The organism is Thermus sp. NMX2.A1 (assembly GCF_000511705.1).
GTDB classification, from domain to species: domain Bacteria; phylum Deinococcota; class Deinococci; order Deinococcales; family Thermaceae; genus Thermus; species Thermus scotoductus.
This window is the reverse complement of sequence record NZ_ATNI01000038.1, coordinates 1-16,012: the sequence shown is the minus strand read 5'-3', so window position 1 is coordinate 16,012 and position 16,012 is coordinate 1. Positions and strand designations below refer to the sequence as shown.

Sequence of the window (16,012 nt, the reverse complement as noted above, 5' to 3'; positions counted from 1 at the left end):
ATCTAGCCTACACCCCCATGAACCGTAGCGCTGGGCTCCAGGTAAAGCCTGGGGTCCGCCTCCGGGAAGGGGTTATCCCGCTCCTCCAGGGCCTTAAGCTCCTCGGGGGAAACCCCTCGGAGGAGCTGAAAGAAGGCCTCGGCGTGCCCCTGGTAACGTTCCTTGGCGTATTCCACCGCCTGGGCGGTGTCTATGAGGAAGGGCCAGTCGGAGGCCTCGAGGAGCAAGAGCTCCCGCATGGCCTGCTGGAGCACCCTGGAGGGCAGGTTGCCGTGGCGCACCGCCTCCCGCATGGCCCCTTCCGCCCGGTACACCGTGCGCCAGTAGTCCCAGGTGGCCTCGTTGAGCCAGACCCTATGGTCCCCACCCCGGCCCCAGGAACCCTCGGGCAAGGCGGAGCGCACCGCCTTGCCCTGGACCGCCTCCTTCGCCGTCACCGCCTGCGCCCCCCTCCTTTGGGCCAGAAGCCTCAGCACCTCCTCCAGCCAAGCCACCCCCTCGTACCACCAGTGGCCGAAGAGCTCGGCGTCGTAGGGGGCCAGGATCACCCCATCCGGGTGCTCCCGGGAAAGCCGCTCTACCAAATCCACGAAGTGAACGGCATGCTCCTTCACCTTGAGAAAGGCCGCCTCGGGATCGTAGGGCGCCTTGGCCGAGAGGTCCGCCTGGCGGTGGGTCACCCGCCAGTGGTGGAGGCCGGAGATGGGGTCCTTGCGGTGGAACTCCCGGTAAAGCCCCTCCCCCGGGTAGCCATAGTCGGCGCTCCAGACCTGCAAGGAGGTCTCCAGGTTGCGGGCCAAAACCCTCAGGCCCGACTCCAGCTCGTGGACGTAGTAGGTGGCCTCAGCGCTTTCCACCGGACCCAAGGAGGCCTCCCCGTAAGGGGAAAGGGGCCTTCCCCCCTGGACCAGGTGGGCGTCCACGAAGGTGTAGCGGATCCCCGCCCGCATGAGAAACTCGTCTACCCCCGGCCTGACCCCTTCCGGGGCCCCCTCCACAGGGGGCTTCCAGGGGCCCCTGGGCCGGTAGGCCATCTCGGGAAGCCAGTAGCCCGTGGGATCCTTGGCGAAGTGGCGGCGGTAGGTGATCACCCCGGTTTTGATCTGGGCCCAAAGGGCCTCGTCGTAGCCCAGAAGGGGGGAGTAGCCGTGGGTAGCGCTGGAGGTGAGAAGCTCCACCTGGCCCCGGTCCTGGGCCCGGCGGAAGGCGGCAAGGAGGTCCCCCCTCAGGTGGTGGAAGTGATCCAGGGTGAGTTCCCAAAAGGCCACCTGGTGGAGGGCGCTGGCCTCGAGGTCCGTCCCCTGGTAACGGAGATAATCCCCCTGGGCCCGCTCCAGCCGATCCCTGGCATACGCCCAAAAGCCTTCCCTCACCTTGGCATCCGTCAGCTGCTCCGCCAGGATGGGGGTGATCCCCAAAGTAAAACGGGCCTCCACCCCTTCGGCATAAAGCCTCTCCAGGAGCCTAAGAAGCGGCAGATAGGTTTCCGCCATGGCCTCGTAGAGGGTTTCCTCCCCAAAGGGCCACATCCCATGGGAGCGCACGTAGGGGAGGTGGGCGTGGAGGACCAGGGCAAAGCGCGCCATAGGTCTAGCGTACCACGGTGCCTTCCCCGGCCAGGGCCCGCCTTATGGGGTCTTCCACCCGGGCATCGGCGAAAACCACCCGCTTCACTCCCCCCTTCACCGCCTCCACCGCCCCCATCACCTTCCGCTTCATCCGCCCCTGGGCCAGGGAAAGGTACTCGGGGTCCTCCACCCTATCCACGGGGATTTCCCGCACCAGGCTGGCCTCATCGGGGTAACGGGCCAGAAGGCCCGGCACGTTGGAGAGGTACACCAGGGCCTCCGCCTGGTAGACGCTGGCGAGAAGGGCCGCCACCTGGTCCCCGTCGGTATTGATGGCCTCCCCCTCGTAGCTGATGGCGGGAGGGGTGATGACCGGGAGATACCCCGCCCCCAGGAGAAGGTCCAATAGATCCCGGTTCACCCGCTCCACGGTGCCCGTGTAGTCCCCGCGGTGGATCTTGATCTTTCCGTCTTCCACATACTTCACCGCGGTCTTGCGGCGGCCCTCCAGAAGCCTTCCATCCAGCCCGGAAAGCCCCAGGGCGTTGGCCCCTTCCCTTTGCAAAAGCTCCACCAGGCGCTTGTTCACCAGGCCGCAGTAGACCATCTCAAAGATCTCCAGGGTCCTGCGGTCGGTGAGGCGGCTCACCTGCCCCCCGGGGTGGGTGAGGAACCGGGGCGGGTGGCCCAGGGCCTCCGCCACCTTGTTGGTTTCGGCGCTCCCCCCGTGGACCAAAAGAAGCCTCACCCCCTCCTTCCACAAGGAGGCGGCATCCCTGGCCACCGCCTCGTAGTTGATGCCCTCGGCACCCCCTACCTTGACCACGATCACGGCAACCCCCCTTGCCCCTACGGGTGCAGTCCCGGGAAATCGAGGCCCAGGGTCTCGGGCCAACCCATGCGGAGGTTTAGGGCTTGCAGGGCATGCCCGGCGGTACCCTTCACCAGGTTGTCGATGGCGGTCATCACCACCAGCCTCCCCGTGTCCTCCTCCAGCTCAAAGCCGATGTCCGCATAGTTGGTGCCCTGGACGAAGCGGGGGTCGGGATAGCGGTGAATGCCCTTTTTCTGCTTGACGATACGGATGAAAGGCTCACCCCCATAGGCCTCCCGGTACGCCTGCCAGACATCCCGCTCGCTCCAGCCATCCTGCAAAAAGGCCTGGGCGGTCATGAGGATGCCCCGCACCCGGTCGGTGGCGATGGCGGTGAGGTGCACCTCGGGCTTGCCGGGAAGGTTCTCCACCACCTCGGCGGTGTGGCGGTGGCCCGTGGGCTTGTAGACCCGGATGGAGCCGGCCCGCTCGGGATGGTGGCTGGCAGGGCTGGGCTCGGCCCCCGCCGCCGAGGTGGAGATGAGGAGGGTGACGAAGATGGGTCCGGGCTTCAGCACCCCTCCTTTAAGGAGGGGGTACAGGCCCAGAAGCGTGGCGGTGGCGTTGCACCCGGCCCCCGCCATCCAGTCCGCTTCCTTAAGCCTCTCCCGGTAAAGCTCGGGCAGGGCGTAGACAAAGCGGCCGAGAAGCTCGGGCCTGGGATGCTCCCCGTAGTACTTGCGGTAGAGGTCCAGGTCCTTAAGGCGGAAGTCCGCGGAAAGGTCGATGAGGATGGGGGCTAGATCCGCATAGCGCTCAAACTCCTGGGCGAAGACCCCGTGGGGCAGGGAAAGCACCAGGATGTCGGCGGGCTCCAGTTTTTCCGGGGGGATGAACTTCAGGTTGGTTCTCCCCCTCAGGTTGGGATGGACGAAGGCCACGGGCTCGCCGGCAAAACGCCTCGAGGTCACCTGCTTCACCTCGAGGTGAGGGTGGGAAAGAGCCAGACGCAAAAACTCCCCCCCCGCATACCCCGAGGCCCCCACGATGGACAAGGTCTTTTTCCCGGCGCTCATGAAGCCGTCCTCCCTTGCTCCCACGTGTACCGGAGGATCTCCCCCGGGATGTCCACCCCCGTGGTGTGCACGGAGTTCTTGAACTCCATGGTGTGGTTCACCTCGTTCACCAAAAGGCCCCGCTCGGACTCAAAGAGGTCGATGGCCACCACCCCGCCCCCCACCGCCTGGGCCGCCCGCACGGAAAGCTCCGCGATCTCCGGGGTTACGGGGCAGTTTTCCGCCTGCCCTCCCCGGGCGGTGTTGGTGATCCAGTGCTGGCTCCTCCGGTAGATGGCGGCGATGGCCCTATCCCCCACCACGAAGACCCGTATGTCCCGCCCCGGCTTCCTCACGTACTCCTGCAGGTAAAGGAGCTGGTGCTGAACCCCCCCCAGAACCTCCTTGTGCTCCAGGATGGCCTCGGCGGCCTCCCGGTCGGTGATCTTGGCGAGAAGCCTTCCCCAGCTCCCGATCACCGGCTTCAGCACCACGGGATAGCCCCATTCCTCCATAAGCTTCAGGGCCTCCTCCGCATCGGTGAGGAGGGCGGTTCTGGGCTGGGGCAGGCCATGGCGCTCCAGGGCCACGCTGGTGGCCCACTTATCCCCGCAGGTTTCCATGACCTCGGGCCGGTTCACCACGGGGATGCCTAAGGCGGTGAGGTAACGGGCCACGGCCAGGCCCCGGGTCTGGCTCACGCAGCGCTCCAGGGCCACCGTGACCTCCTCCAGCTCCTTGGGCCTCTCCCCCAGGACCAGGCGCAAGGCGGGAACATAGACCTTCCTGTAGGGAATGCCCAGAGCCTCAGCCCTCTCAAAGAGCATCTTCTCGTCGGGGCGGATGCGGTCGTACAGGATGGCCAGCATGGCGATGGCTCTTCCCCTTCCAGGAATCCCCGGACCGGGCTGAAGCCCGGCCCAGGGCCTCGAGGCTCCCTACCCTAAGGGGATGGCCTCACTCTCCCCAGTCCTCCGCCTCCTCCGGGGCGGGCTCCAGGCGAAGGGGGTCAAGCCCCACCACCTCCAGCTCCGCGCCGCAGTCCTCGCACACCACAAGTTCCCCCAACTCGGGGTTTGCCAGGGTCAGCTCCGCACCGCATTCAGGGCAAGTGGCTACCATTCCTCGTCCTCCTCGTCCACTTCACTCCAGTCAGGGACAAACCGGAAGCCGCACTCCGGGCACTCCACCTCTTGGCCTCGATCCTCCTCGGATACCTCAAAGGTATAGCCGCAACGGGGGCAGTCCACGAAGAAGCCCTCCAGGCCTTCCTCGGTCACCTCCACCTCGAGGGGATCCAGGGAGACCACCTCCAAAAAGGCCCCGCAGGCTTCGCACTCCAGCACGTCCCCTACTTCCAGGGTCTCCATGTCCTCGGCCAGCACCACGCTGGCCTCGCCGCACACCGGGCAGGTGATCTCCAGGTCCTCCATAAACCCCAGTCTACTCTCCCGGGAAGTGACCATACTTCTTGTAGTAGTCCAGCAGGGAACCCTCCCTCAAAGCCTCCAAGAGGAAGGACGGCGGGGGACGAAGGGCGAAGCGCTCTCCTCCCCGCACCAGAACCCCCGTTTCCAGATCCAGGTCCACCGTATCCCCGTCCTCTAGCGCATCCACCACCTCCTCCGACTCGAAGGGAATGATCCCCAGGTTCACCAGGTTGCGGAAGAAGATGCGGGCGTAGCTTTTGGCGATGACCGCCCGAATGCCCAGCTTGCGCAAGGCCTCGGGAGCGTACTCCCGGCTACTGCCAAGCCCCGCGTTCCTCCCAAAGACCAAGATGTCCCCCGGCCTCACCTCCTTGGCGAACTCGGGCCGCAGGTGGGCGAAGGCGAAGGTGTGGAACCGGTCCTCCCCCACCATGAAAGGAGCGTACTTGCCGGGAAGGATGTCGTCCGTGTTGATGTGGTCGCCAAACTTCCAAACCCTAGGCATGGGCTTCCTCCTGAGGCAAAGAGGCTAGGTCCTCGGGGGTGGCGATATACCCGGCCACGGCGCTGGCCGCCGCCACGCGGGGGCTTGCCAGGTAGATCTCGGCGTCGGGAGCCCCCATCCGCCCCCGGAAGTTGCGGTTGCTGGTGGACACGCACACCTCCCCCGGGGCCAAAACCCCCATGTGCCGCCCCATGCAAGGACCGCACCCAGGGGTGCCGATGGTGGCCCCGGCCTCCAGCAGGGTGAGCAGGGTGCCATCCCGGGTGGCCTCCTCCAAAACCTGGGAGCTTGCGGGAATCACCAAAAGGCGCACCCCGGGGGCCACCTTCTTCCCCTTTAACACCTCGGCGGCCGCCCTCAGGTCCTCGAGGCGCCCATTGGTGCAAGTGCCGATGAACACCTGGTCCACCCGCTTGCCCCGGATGGCGGCCACCTCCTGCACGTTGTCCACGTAGAAGGGTACGGAAACCCTGGGAGAGAGGGTGGAAAGGTCGATCTCCACCTCCCGGGCATACCGGGCGTCGGGGTCGGGGTAGAGCCAGTCGGGCACCCGGTAGAGGTCCAGGATCTCCCCCGAGGGCACCACCAGCCCCGCCTTGGCCCCAGCCTCCACGGTGAGGTTGGCCAGGGTCATGCGCTCACCCCGGCTCAAGGACTCCGCCCCGTCCAGGAGGTGGATCTCCACCGCCATATAGGTGGCCCCCTCGGCGGTGAGGAGGCGCACCATCTCGAGGGCCGCGTCCTTGGCGGTAACCCCCTTGGGAAGCCTCCCCCGGAAGGTCACCTTGACGCTTTCCGGCACCCTGAACCAGGTGCGGCCGCTGGCGGCGGCCAGGGCGATATCCGTGGCCCCCATGCCCGTGCCGAAGGCCCCCACTGCCCCGTAGGTGGTGGAGTGGGAATCCGACCCCACCACGATCCAGCCCGGCTGGGCCAGACCCTCCTCGATGAGCACCTGGTGGCACACGCCTCTTCCCACGTCAAAGACCCGGATGCCGTGCTTCCTTCCCCATTCCCGGATCTCCTTCTGGGCCTTGGCCACCTCGAGGTTGGCTGCCGGGGCCACGTGGTCGATGACAATGGAAACCCTTTCCGGGTACCGGGGGGTGGCCTCCAGGTAAGCCAGGCGCTTGAAGAAGCTCCCGGCGATGGAGTCCACCACCATCACCTGGTCCACCTCCACCACCACCAGCTCCCCGGCCCGCACCTCTCTTCCCGCCTTCCTGGAAAGTATCCTTTCCGCCAAGGTCATGCCCATGCCCGCCTCCTATACTGAGGGTATGACCTACACTGCCCTCGTCTACGAAGACCCTGAAACCCCGGGCACCTGGATCGCCGAGTTCCCCGCCATCCCTGAAGCCCATTCCTTTGGCCGGACCCCCGAGGAAGCCTTGGCCCACGCCAAAGAAGCCTTGGAGCTGGTACTGGCCTACCTGAAGGAAACAGGCCGCCCTCTTCCCCCAGACGTCCGCACGGTGCAGGTGGGGATAGATGCCGCCTAGACCCGAGGAAGTGGCCAGAAAGCTTCAGCGCCTGGGGTTTGTGGAGCGCATGGCCAAAGGAGGGCATCGGCTTTATGCCCACCCCGATGGCCGGATAGCCGTGATACCCTTCCACAGCGGAGAGCTTCCCAAGGGCACCTTCAAAAAGATCCTGAAGCAAGCCGGCCTCACCGAGGAGGAGTTCCGAAACCTTTAGCCTCATGCCGTGATCCACTCCCTCAGGATGCGGTCCAGCTCCTCGAGGGTCAGCTGACCCTTATCCGCCAGGGCCTTGATGTGCTGGGTGATGCGGGCTAACTCCTCCTCCCCGTAGTGCAGGCCAAGCTCCTCCGCCCGCGCCTTGATGGCATGCCGGCCCGTGAGCTTGGAGGCGATGATGAGCTTGCGCCTCACTCCAAAGACCTCCGGCGGATAGGGCTCGTAGGACTCGGGGTTGATGTAGATGGCCTTGAGGTGCATCCCCGCCTTGTGGCTGAAGGCGGTTTCCCCGGTGATGTAGTTGTTGAAGGGAATCTCTATCCCCACCATCCGGGCCACCATGCGGTCCAGCTCGGGAAGCATCTCCAGCTTGTACTTCCGGCGCACGTACTCGGGTTGCAGGGTGTACATGCGGGCCAGAAAACCCCCTAAAGGGGTGATCCCGTTCCGCTCCCCGATCCCCAGGATGGTGGTGTCCACATGGGTGGCCCCCGCCTCTATGGCCTCAAAGGCATTGGCGATGGCGCAGCCCGTGTCGTTGTGCCCGTGGAACTCTATGTCCACGTGGGGGCCCACCACCCGCCTGACCTCCCGCACTAGGGCGAAGACCTGCCTGGGGGTGGCGATGCCCACGGTATCCGCCAGACCCACCCGGTCCACATAGGGGGCGATGGCCTGGTAGATCTCCAAAAGGTCGTGCTCATCGGAGCGGAAAGTGTCCTCGGCGGAGAAGCGCACCTCCACGTGGGGGGCCTTCTCGCGGATGTAGCCAATGACCTCCTTAGCCTCCTCGATGATCCGGGGGATATCCCGCCCGTGGGCGGCCCTGAGGTACTTGCTGGTACCGAAAAGGAGGTCTATGCCCTGCACCCCGGTTTCCACCGCCACCTTGGCTGCATCCAGCCGGGTCTGGATGTGGGTCACCACCTTGGCCTTAAGGCCCAAGGAAGCCAGGACCTCCGCATCCTTGCGGGACTGGGGGGAGGCCATGGGGGTAGTGACCTCGATGTACTCCACGCCGAACTCGTCCAGGGCCTTGGCGATCTCGATCTTGTCCTGGGTGGAAAAGTTGGCCCTTTCAAACTGCTCCCCTTCCCTTAGGGTGGAATCGATAATCTTCCATTCCCGCATGCGCTCCTCCCCAAAAAGAAAACCGGCCCGAACTCGGGCCGGGGGATAAGGAACCTCTGGGGCTACCCTACCCCCCGGCGGCCGAGTTTTTTCTCAAGGGCCAGCATCTTGCCTGTAAGGGTATACGAAACCCTCCTTTTTGTCAACGCCCAAACCGCCTTTCGCGGGCCTGGTAGCTCCTCAGAGCCCTCAAGAAGTCGATCTTCCGGAACTCCGGCCAGAGCACGTCGGCGAAGTAGAACTCGGAGTAGGCCGACTGCCAAAGGAGGAAGCCGGAAAGCCGGATCTCCCCCGAGGTGCGGATGATGAAGTCGGGATCGGGAAGGCCTGCGGTGTAGAGGTGGCGGGCGATGTCCTCAGGGGTAAGCCCCTCCGCAACCTCCTTGAGGGAAAGGCCCCTTTCCCAAGCCTCCAGAAGAAGCCTCTTCACCGCGTCCACGATCTCCTCCCGCCCCCCGTAACCCAAGGCGATGTTCAGCACCATGCCCTGGTGGTGCTGGGTCTTGGCCTCGAGGCGCTCCAGCGCCCTCAGGACCTCCTCAGAGAATCCCTCCCGCCGCCCGATGAAGCGCACCCTCACCTGGTGCTCCAGGATGCGGTGGTCCTCCGCCATCCTTTCCGCCTCCCGCACGAAAAGGCGCATGAGCTCCTCCACCTCCTCGGGGGGGCGCTTGAAGTTGTCCGTGGAGAAGACCCAGACCGTCACGGTTTTTATGCCCATCTCCAGGCACCATTCCAGGACCTCGTAGGCCTTCTGGACCCCGAACTCGTGCCCCTTCACGGGGGATAACCCCAAGGCCCTGGCGTAGCGGCGGTTCCCATCCAGGATGAGGCCTAGGTGCTTGGGAACCGGGCCTCCTTTCACCTCCTTAAGGAGGCGCTTTTCGTAAAGCCAGTAGAGGGGCCGGGTGAGGGAAAGGAGGCGGCGGACCATACCCTTTCCACCCTAAGGCGGGAGGATGAGAAAGGGAAGGCCCTAGGCCAACTACCGGTAAAGCTCCCGGGCGATGATGTGGCGCTGGATCTCCGAGGTGCCCTCGTAGATCTCCGTCACCTTGGCGTCCCGGTAGTAGCGCTCCACCCGGTAGTCCCGGTGGTAGCCGTAGCCCCCCAGGACCTGCACTGCCTCCCGGGTCACCTCCACCGCCACGCTGCTGGCGAAGAGCTTGGCGGTGCTGGCCTCGAGGGTGAACCGCTCCCCGGAATCCTTTTTCCTGGCGGCCTCCAGCACCAAGGCCCGGGCGGCGGCGATTTTCACGTGCATGTCAGCGATCTTGAAGGCGATGGCCTGGTGCTCCCGGAGTTTCCTGCCGAACTGCTCCCTCTCATCGGCATAGGCCTTGGCGATCTCAAAGGCCCCCCGGGCGATGCCCACCGCCTGGGCCGCCACCCCGACCCTGCCCGAATCCAGGCCCGCCAGGGCGTAGGCCAAGCCCCTTCCCTCCTCGCCCAGAAGGTTTTCCTCGGGCACGAAGATCTCCTCGAGGCGAACCTCGGCGGTGTGGGCGGCGTGGAGGCCCATCTTCGCCTCCGGGGGGCCAAAGGAAAGGCCAGGGGTATCCTTCTCCACCAGGAAGGCGCTGATGCCCTTCTCACCCCTGGCCATGACCACGTAGAGGTGGGCCTGGCCTGCGGAGGTGATCCAGCTTTTCAGGCCGTTCAGCACGAAACCCCCGGGCACCCTTCTGGCCTCCGTGCGGATGCTGGCGGCATCGGAACCCGCCTGGGGCTCGGTGAGGCAGAAGGCCCCGATCCACTCCCCCCGGGCCAGGGGCACCAGGTACCTTCTTTTTTGCGCCTCGGTGCCGAAGCGAAGGAGCATGTACTGGGGAAGGCCGCTGGTCACCGAAAGGACCACGGCCACGCTGGGATCGGCGGCGGCGATCTCCTCGAGGGCCAGGGCCCAGGTCACGGAATCCAGGCCCACTCCTCCCCATTCCTCCGGGGTGGTCATGCCCAAAAAGCCCAGCTCCGCCAAAGCCTTCAGCTGGGGCCAGGGGTATTCCCCCGTGCGGTCGTACTCCGGGGCCAGGGGGTAGAGAACCTCCTTGGCCACCTGGCGCACGGTGTCCAGCACCAACTTTTGTTCAGGGGTAGTCACCATCTTCTTTATCGTAACACTGCAGGTATGCAGGAAAACGTCATATACAATCGGCAACCGCTCCTCTGCCCACCCCATCGATATATTGACATGTGTCGATTTATATGGTAGGGTGAAAAGGTCCCCGAAGGGACGGAAAGGAAGACCTATGCACTACCCTTTGAACGGCGACCTGCTCCTCTTAGAGGCCCAGAGGCGGATCAAGATCCTTCAGGAGGAGGCAACCCAAGCCCGGCTTCTTAAAGAGGCCCAAAAACCCCTGCGCGAACTCCCGGGTGAGCTGGCCTTGCCCGCTCCCTGCTGCCCTGCGGCCTGTTGCCCCTAGGAAGGGCAAGGGGTGGATATGGAAATGGAACTGGAACGCCTCAGCGTGGACCGGGTGATCTCCAACTGTGCGGTGAACCTCTCCCAAGACAAGGCACGGGTTTTCGCCGAGGCCTTCCGGGTGCTACGGCAGGGGGGACACCTAGTCCTGGCCGATTTCCTACGCCACGGCTCCCAGCCCCAAGGCTTCTCCAAGGAAGGCTGGGCCGCCTGCCGGGATGGGGCAGAAGTCTGGGACGTTTACCAAAGCCTCCTGGAAAGAGCCGGTTTCATCGAGATTTCGGTTTATCCCCTGGAACCCCCTGGAGCTTTGGGAGGATTCTACCCAGCTGTGGTCCGAGCGGTGAAACCATGACGGTTCATCCTCCTAGCGAAGAGGCTTTGGCCCAGGCCTTCAAGGCCTTGGCCGACGAGGTGCGCCTGCGCATCCTGGCTTTCCTACGCAATCCTGAACCCAGCTGCTGCCGCCTGCCAGGAGAAGTGTGCGCCTGTGACCTCGAGGCCTACCTCCACCTCAGCCAGCCCACCGTGAGCCACCACATGGCCAGGCTGGTTCAAGCTGGGCTGGTGCGGGCAGAAAAACGAGGGCGGCATGTCTTTTACCGCCTGAATCCAGAGTCCGTCCTGGCCCTGGCCCAGTATCTAAAAGACTTGGCCCTTAAGGAGGAACCGTGATCCGCCCACTTCTTCCCGGGGGGTGGGAAACAGCCCGGGCCCTCCTCCAAGAAGCCAACCTCCCCTTGGAAGGTTTGGAAGCAGCCCGCCTCTTCCTCCTGGAGGAGGAAGGACACCCCCTGGGCCTTGTGGGCTACGAGGGCTACCCTCCCTTCGCCCTCCTCCGGTCCCTGGTGGTTGCCAAGGAGTTCCGAGGACGGGGACTAGGGCTACGCCTCCTCCGCTTTGCGATAAACGAGGTGAAGAGCCGAGGCTTTAAGGAGGCCTACGCCCTTAGCCAGACCATCTCCGAACTGCTCGTCCGGGAAGGGTTTGCCGAGGTACCGCGCCAAATGGCTCCTCCACCCCTGCTTGCCTCACAAGAGTTCCAAGGAGCTTGCCCGGCCTCGGCCCGACTTTTCCGCATGGTTTTTGAAGACGAGACCTAACCAATCCCCTCTCCCCAGCGGGGAGCCCGTTCGGCGCTCAAGCCCAGGTGGTCCAGGATGCGCTGGGTGATGAAGCCCAAAAGGTCCCGGATCTCCTTGGGTCGGTGGTAGAAGCCAGGGCTCGCCGGGAGGATCAAGGCTCCGGCCTCCGTCGCCTGCACCATGGCCCTAAGAGTGGGAAGGGGCAGGGGAGCCTCCCGGGGCACCAGGATCAGGGGGCGCCGTTCCTTCAGGTGCACGTAGGCCGCCCGGGTGAGGAGGGTATCCGCCAGGCCCAGGGCGATCTTGCTAAGGGTGGTGGCGGAACAGGGCACCACCACCATGCCCTGGGTACGGAAGGAACCCGAGGCGATGGGGGCACCGAGGTCGCCGTCCTTGTACACCCGGCTGGCCAAGGGGTAGAGGTCCTTCGGGCTCAGGCCCATCTCCTCCCACAAGACCCGTTTGGCCCCCTGGCTTAAGACCAGGTGCACCTCGGCAAGGCCCTGCAGGGTTTCCAAAAGGTCCAGGGCGTAGGGCATGCCGCTCGCCCCCGTCAAGCCCACCACCACCCGGGGAAGTTCCGCCATGGCTTCCATGCTATCCCCTATTCCGAAGGCTTCCCGTGGTTTCCCATGCAAAAACCCCAGGCCCTTTGGGCCTGGGGGGCACCCCGTGGAAGCGGAGGGTTACTTGAGCTCCACCACCGCGCCCACGGCCTCGAGCTTCTTCTTGATCTCCTCGGCCTCGGCCTTGGGGATGCCCTCCTTGATGGGGCCCCCCTTCTCGGCCAGGTCCTTGGCCTCCTTGAGGCCCAGGCCGGTGATGGCGCGAAGCTCCTTGATGACCTCCAGCTTCTTGGCCCCGGCGTCCTTGAGGATCACGTCGAACTCCGTCTTCTCCTCCACGGGAGCCGCGGCCTGGGCCGCAGCAGGAGCCGCCGCCACCGCCACCGGGGCCGCCGCCGTCACGCCCCAGGTCTCCTTGAGCACGTCGATGAGCTGCTTGAGTTCCAAAACCGTAGCCTGAGAAAGCTCTTCCTTAATGCGTTCGATGTCCAAAGCCATCTTCCACCTCCTATGCCGCCTTCTTCTCCGCGTACGCCTCCAGGATGCCTACCAGCTCGCGGGCCACGCCGCCCAGGACCCCCACCAGCTCCGCCATGGGCGCCTGCAAGACGCCCAAAAGCTCTGCCCTGAGTTCGTCCATGGTGGGAAGCTCCGCCAGGGCCACCACGTCCTTGGCCGAAAGCACCTGGCCCTGCAAAAGCCCGCCCTTGGCCTCAGGGATGCCCTTGGGGTTCTTCTTGGCGAACTCCGAAAGGGCCTTGGCCGCCGCCACCGGGTCCTGGTAAAAGACCACGGCGCTGGGCCCCTGAAGGCCATCCAGCTCGGGCAGGCCCAGCTCTTTAAGGGCGATGCGGATCAGGGTGTTCTTGGCCACGAAGAGCCTGGCCCCCTTCTCCTTCAGGGCCTGACGCAGGGCATGGGTTTCCTTGGCGGAAAGCCCCTGGTAGTTCACCAGGAAGAAGGAGCCATGGGCCCGCTCAAGGTTCTCCTTGAGGGCGGCAAGAAGCTCAACGTTACGCTTATTGGGCACGCCTTCCTCCCTTTGGGGCAGGGGAACCCCAGCCGACTTTTCGGGATTTCTGCGAAACGCTCCCCCTGCAAGCGCCTCGGCGGGATGTTTAAGGCCTGAAGCCCCCCGCTGTCTTTGGCCTGGGCGCCGTAGCGCCCGGGGTGCCATAGAGGAGTTTAAAAGGCAGGGGGCCTGGCGTCAAGCCAGGCCCTAAGAAGGCTGCTCTCAGGAATGCGGGTTGATGCGGATGCTGGGCCCCATGGTGCTGGTCACGTAGACCGAGCGCAGGAAGGTGCCCTTGGCCGCCTCGGGCTTGCTGGCCTCGAGGGCCCGGATGAAGGCCCGGATGTTGTCGGCAATCTTCTCCGGGGGGAAGCTCACCTTGCCCACGGGGGCGTGGATGGCCCCGGTCTTGTCGTTCCGGAACTCGATGCGGCCCGCCTTGATCTCCTTGATGATCTCCCCGATGTTGAAGCCCACGGTGCCCGCCTTGGGGTTGGGCAGAAGCCCCCTCGGGCCCAGAATCCGGCCCAGCTTGGAACCCACGGCCCCCATCACGTCGGGGGTGGCCACCACCGCATCGAAGTCCATCCAGCCATCCAGGATCTTCTGGATGATCTCCTCCCCGCCCACGTAGTCGGCCCCGGCCTCCTCGGCCTCCTTGATCTTCTCCCCCTTGGCGATGGCCAGAACCCGCACCTGCTTGCCCAGGCCGTGGGGGAGGGAAACCGTACCGCGCACGTTCTGGTCGGACTTGCGGGGATCGATGCCCAGCTTGGCGTGGACCTCCACGGTCTCGTCAAACTTGGCCGTGGCCAGCTCCTTCACCAGCCGGGCGGCCTCGTCGATGGTGTAGATCCGGGTGGGGTCCACCTTTTCCAACAGGGCCCGGTAGCGCTTGCCGTGCTTAGGCATCCTTCACCTCCGGGGCGCCCACCACCTCCACCCCCATGGAGCGGGCCGACCCTGCGATCATGCGGGCGGCGGCCTCGAGGTCGGTGGTGTTCATGTCGGGCATCTTCTGCTTGGCAATCTCCAGAACCTGCTGCCAGGTGATGCGGCCCACCTTCTCCCGGCCGGGCTTATGAGCCCCCTTCTCCAGCCCCGCCGCCTTGCGGATCAGGTAGCTGGCGGGCGGGGTCTTGGTGATGAAGGTGAAGGAGCGGTCGGCGTAGATGGTGATCTCCACGGGGACGATGGCGTCCCCCATGTTGGCGGTGGCCGCATTGAAGGCCTTGACGAACTCCATGATGTTGGCCCCGTGCTGGCCCAAGGCCGGGCCCACCGGGGGTGCCGGCGTGGCCTTGCCAGCCGGCAACTGAAGCTTCACCACAGCAACGATTTTCTTCATTTTTCCCTCCTAGGCTCCCCCCAAGTTGGGGGTGCAAACGCCTCCTAAGCCTTGACCACCTGGGAGAAGTCCAGCTCCACCGGGGTCTCGCGCCCGAAGATGGTGACCATGACCTTGACCTTGCCCTTTTCCGGGTTGATCTCGGTCACGGTGCCGGTAAAGTCGGCGAAGGGGCCGGAAACCACCCGGACCTGATCCCCCTCCCGGAAGGCCACCTGGGCCTTGGGAGCCTCCTTCTTGCCCAGAAGCCCCGACACCTCCAGGATGTGCCGCACCTCGTCCGGGGAAAGGGGCACCGGCTTATGCCCTGCCCCCACGAAGCCGGTGATGCCCGGGGTGCCCCGCACCACCTCCCAGGCCTCGTTGGGCTCCTCCTCGTCCCCCAGGTCCATCTGCACGAAAAGGTATCCGGGGAAGAGCTTCTTCTTGACGACCTCCTTCTTGCCCCCCTCGCGGAGTTCCACCACCTCCTCCGTGGGGATGAGCACCTGGAAGATCTTGTCCTCCATGCCGAAGGCCTTGACCCGCTTCTCCAGGTTGGCCTTGGCCTTCTCCTCCTGCCCCACGTAGGTGTGGACCGCGTACCATTCAATGCTCATCGCACAAGCCCTATCAGGAACCGGAAGACGAGATCGTAGAATCCCAAGATCACCATGGCCACCACGGTGAAGACCAGGATGGCCTGGGTACCCTCCACGATCTGCTCCCGCGTGGGCCAGGTAACCCGGGCGAGCTCGGCCCGGGCTTCCTGGAAGTAGCGAACAATCCGGGTAAACATCAGACCTTCACTTCCTTGTGCACCGTGTGCTTATCGCACCAGGGGCAGTACTTCTTCAGCTCCAGCTTGGTGGTGGTGTTGCGCTTGTTCTTCTCGGTGGCGTAGTTGCGGCGCTTACACTCGGTGCACTCCAGGAGGATTTTGATGCGGACTTCGCTGGCCATGGTTCACCTCCTTTCCTCGAGGGGCGGCTAGCCGCCCCCAAGCTTACTCCAGGATCTTGGTGACCACGCCGGCGCCCACGGTCCGCCCACCCTCACGAATGGCAAACCGCAATCCCTCCTCCAACGCCACCGGCTTGATCAGCTCCACCGTAAACGTCACGTTGTCCCCCGGCATCACCATCTCCACCCCAGAGGGCAACTCCACCACCCCCGTCACATCCGTCGTCCGAAAGTAAAACTGCGGACGGTACCCAGAAAAAAACCCCGTGTGCCGCCCACCCTCCTCCTTCTTCAAGATGTACACCGAGGCCTCAAACTTCGTGTGTGGCGTAATGCTCCCGGGCTTCGCCAGCACCTGGCCCCGCTCCACTTCCTCCCGGCTTACACCCCGGAGCAGCAAACCCACGTTGTCCCCAGCAATCCCCTCCTGC

At 64.8% G+C, this 16,012-nt stretch carries 25 protein-coding genes and 1 pseudogene; 6 read left to right on the top strand and 20 right to left on the bottom strand.

Annotated features, from left to right (window positions below):
- Positions 1 to 2: 2 nt before the first annotated feature.
- The 8 genes from TNMX_RS02780 to TNMX_RS02745 form a co-directional block, all read right to left on the bottom strand.
- Positions 3 to 1,586, bottom strand: coding sequence for a 1,4-alpha-glucan branching protein (locus tag TNMX_RS02780; protein ID WP_038029269.1), 1,584 nt, complete (start codon positions 1,584 to 1,586; stop codon positions 3 to 5).
- Positions 1,587 to 1,590: 4 nt separating this feature from the next.
- On the bottom strand, positions 1,591 to 2,400 hold the full coding sequence (locus TNMX_RS02775) for a [LysW]-aminoadipate kinase (protein ID WP_038029266.1): 810 nt from the start codon (positions 2,398 to 2,400) through the stop codon (positions 1,591 to 1,593).
- 17 nt (positions 2,401 to 2,417) lie between these two features.
- Entirely contained in the window at positions 2,418 to 3,458 is a 1,041-nt protein-coding gene (gene argC, locus TNMX_RS02770) for an N-acetyl-gamma-glutamyl-phosphate reductase (protein ID WP_015716123.1), read from the bottom strand.
- Positions 3,455 to 4,306 (bottom strand): lysine biosynthesis protein LysX, encoded by an 852-nt coding sequence (lysX, locus tag TNMX_RS02765; protein ID WP_038029264.1) that lies wholly within the window; start codon positions 4,304 to 4,306, stop codon positions 3,455 to 3,457. The genes argC and lysX overlap by 4 nt, the downstream gene beginning before the upstream one ends.
- An 88-nt stretch (positions 4,307 to 4,394) precedes the next feature.
- Positions 4,395 to 4,559: a lysine biosynthesis protein LysW gene (gene lysW / locus TNMX_RS02760; RefSeq protein WP_015716121.1), complete on the bottom strand. Its 165-nt coding sequence runs from the start codon at positions 4,557 to 4,559 to the stop codon at positions 4,395 to 4,397.
- Entirely contained in the window at positions 4,553 to 4,870 is a 318-nt protein-coding gene (locus tag TNMX_RS02755; RefSeq protein WP_038029261.1) for a paraquat-inducible protein A, read from the bottom strand. The genes lysW and TNMX_RS02755 overlap by 7 nt, the downstream gene beginning before the upstream one ends.
- Positions 4,871 to 4,880: 10 nt before the next feature.
- Positions 4,881 to 5,372: a homoaconitate hydratase gene (locus tag TNMX_RS02750; protein WP_038029259.1), complete on the bottom strand. Its 492-nt coding sequence runs from the start codon at positions 5,370 to 5,372 to the stop codon at positions 4,881 to 4,883.
- Positions 5,365 to 6,630 (bottom strand): 3-isopropylmalate dehydratase large subunit, encoded by a 1,266-nt coding sequence (locus tag TNMX_RS02745; protein WP_038029255.1) that lies wholly within the window; start codon positions 6,628 to 6,630, stop codon positions 5,365 to 5,367. Before TNMX_RS02745 ends, TNMX_RS02750 begins: the two co-directional genes overlap by 8 nt.
- Before the next feature lie 22 nt (positions 6,631 to 6,652).
- Here TNMX_RS02745 and TNMX_RS02740 point away from each other — a divergent pair, with 22 nt between their 5' ends.
- The gene (locus TNMX_RS02740; protein ID WP_015716117.1) at positions 6,653 to 6,874 is read left to right on the top strand and encodes a type II toxin-antitoxin system HicB family antitoxin; all 222 of its coding nucleotides are present in this window, start codon (positions 6,653 to 6,655) and stop codon (positions 6,872 to 6,874) included.
- The gene (locus tag TNMX_RS02735) at positions 6,864 to 7,070 is read left to right on the top strand and encodes a type II toxin-antitoxin system HicA family toxin (RefSeq protein WP_015716116.1); all 207 of its coding nucleotides are present in this window, start codon (positions 6,864 to 6,866) and stop codon (positions 7,068 to 7,070) included. Before TNMX_RS02740 ends, TNMX_RS02735 begins: the two co-directional genes overlap by 11 nt.
- 2 nt (positions 7,071 to 7,072) lie before the next feature.
- Here TNMX_RS02735 and lysS read toward each other — a convergent pair whose 3' ends face one another.
- From lysS to TNMX_RS02720, 3 genes are all read right to left on the bottom strand, one after another.
- On the bottom strand, positions 7,073 to 8,203 hold the full coding sequence (lysS, locus tag TNMX_RS02730) for a homocitrate synthase (RefSeq protein ID WP_038029250.1): 1,131 nt from the start codon (positions 8,201 to 8,203) through the stop codon (positions 7,073 to 7,075).
- A 142-nt stretch (positions 8,204 to 8,345) separates the two neighbouring features.
- Positions 8,346 to 9,137, bottom strand: a complete 792-nt coding sequence (locus tag TNMX_RS02725) for an isoprenyl transferase (RefSeq protein ID WP_038029248.1) — start codon at positions 9,135 to 9,137, stop codon at positions 8,346 to 8,348.
- A 51-nt stretch (positions 9,138 to 9,188) separates the two neighbouring features.
- A complete protein-coding gene (locus TNMX_RS02720) occupies positions 9,189 to 10,307 on the bottom strand; it encodes an acyl-CoA dehydrogenase family protein (protein WP_038029247.1) in 1,119 nt (372 codons plus the stop codon).
- Positions 10,308 to 10,452: 145 nt separating this feature from the next.
- Here TNMX_RS02720 and TNMX_RS12815 point away from each other — a divergent pair, with 145 nt between their 5' ends.
- Genes TNMX_RS12815 through TNMX_RS02705 form a run of 4 tightly spaced genes read left to right on the top strand, consistent with a single transcriptional unit; the run spans position 10,453 to position 11,731 of the window.
- Positions 10,453 to 10,629 (top strand): hypothetical protein, encoded by a 177-nt coding sequence (locus tag TNMX_RS12815; RefSeq protein WP_156919405.1) that lies wholly within the window; start codon positions 10,453 to 10,455, stop codon positions 10,627 to 10,629.
- An 18-nt stretch (positions 10,630 to 10,647) separates the two neighbouring features.
- Positions 10,648 to 10,983: a methyltransferase domain-containing protein gene (locus TNMX_RS02715; protein WP_052037911.1), complete on the top strand. Its 336-nt coding sequence runs from the start codon at positions 10,648 to 10,650 to the stop codon at positions 10,981 to 10,983.
- The gene (locus TNMX_RS02710; protein WP_028494658.1) at positions 10,980 to 11,303 is read left to right on the top strand and encodes a helix-turn-helix transcriptional regulator; all 324 of its coding nucleotides are present in this window, start codon (positions 10,980 to 10,982) and stop codon (positions 11,301 to 11,303) included. Before TNMX_RS02715 ends, TNMX_RS02710 begins: the two co-directional genes overlap by 4 nt.
- Positions 11,300 to 11,731, top strand: coding sequence for a GNAT family N-acetyltransferase (locus TNMX_RS02705; protein WP_052037909.1), 432 nt, complete (start codon positions 11,300 to 11,302; stop codon positions 11,729 to 11,731). The genes TNMX_RS02710 and TNMX_RS02705 overlap by 4 nt, the downstream gene beginning before the upstream one ends.
- On the opposite strand, the gene TNMX_RS02700 is transcribed toward TNMX_RS02705, so the two are convergent.
- The 9 genes and pseudogenes from TNMX_RS02700 to tuf form a co-directional block, all read right to left on the bottom strand.
- Entirely contained in the window at positions 11,728 to 12,309 is a 582-nt protein-coding gene (locus TNMX_RS02700) for a UbiX family flavin prenyltransferase (protein WP_172640101.1), read from the bottom strand. The two genes, TNMX_RS02705 and TNMX_RS02700, sit on opposite strands and share 4 nt — an antisense overlap.
- 90 nt (positions 12,310 to 12,399) lie before the next feature.
- A complete protein-coding gene (gene rplL, locus TNMX_RS02695) occupies positions 12,400 to 12,777 on the bottom strand; it encodes a 50S ribosomal protein L7/L12 (protein WP_015716111.1) in 378 nt (125 codons plus the stop codon).
- Positions 12,778 to 12,787: 10 nt separating this feature from the next.
- Complete coding sequence (rplJ, locus tag TNMX_RS02690) at positions 12,788 to 13,309, bottom strand: 50S ribosomal protein L10 (protein WP_015716110.1); 522 nt, start codon at positions 13,307 to 13,309, stop codon at positions 12,788 to 12,790.
- A 204-nt stretch (positions 13,310 to 13,513) separates the two neighbouring features.
- Positions 13,514 to 14,203: a 50S ribosomal protein L1 gene (gene rplA, locus TNMX_RS02685; protein WP_015716109.1), complete on the bottom strand. Its 690-nt coding sequence runs from the start codon at positions 14,201 to 14,203 to the stop codon at positions 13,514 to 13,516.
- Entirely contained in the window at positions 14,196 to 14,639 is a 444-nt protein-coding gene (rplK, locus tag TNMX_RS02680) for a 50S ribosomal protein L11 (RefSeq protein ID WP_038029242.1), read from the bottom strand. Before rplK ends, rplA begins: the two co-directional genes overlap by 8 nt.
- A gap of 44 nt (positions 14,640 to 14,683) precedes the next feature.
- Complete coding sequence (gene nusG, locus TNMX_RS02675) at positions 14,684 to 15,238, bottom strand: transcription termination/antitermination protein NusG (RefSeq protein ID WP_038029241.1); 555 nt, start codon at positions 15,236 to 15,238, stop codon at positions 14,684 to 14,686.
- Entirely contained in the window at positions 15,235 to 15,417 is a 183-nt protein-coding gene (gene secE / locus TNMX_RS02670) for a preprotein translocase subunit SecE (RefSeq protein WP_015716106.1), read from the bottom strand. Before secE ends, nusG begins: the two co-directional genes overlap by 4 nt.
- A complete protein-coding gene (gene rpmG, locus TNMX_RS02665; protein WP_015716105.1) occupies positions 15,417 to 15,581 on the bottom strand; it encodes a 50S ribosomal protein L33 in 165 nt (54 codons plus the stop codon). The genes secE and rpmG overlap by 1 nt, the downstream gene beginning before the upstream one ends.
- Before the next feature lie 43 nt (positions 15,582 to 15,624).
- A pseudogene (tuf, locus tag TNMX_RS02660) lies at positions 15,625 to 16,012 on the bottom strand (elongation factor Tu); the annotation flags it as partial.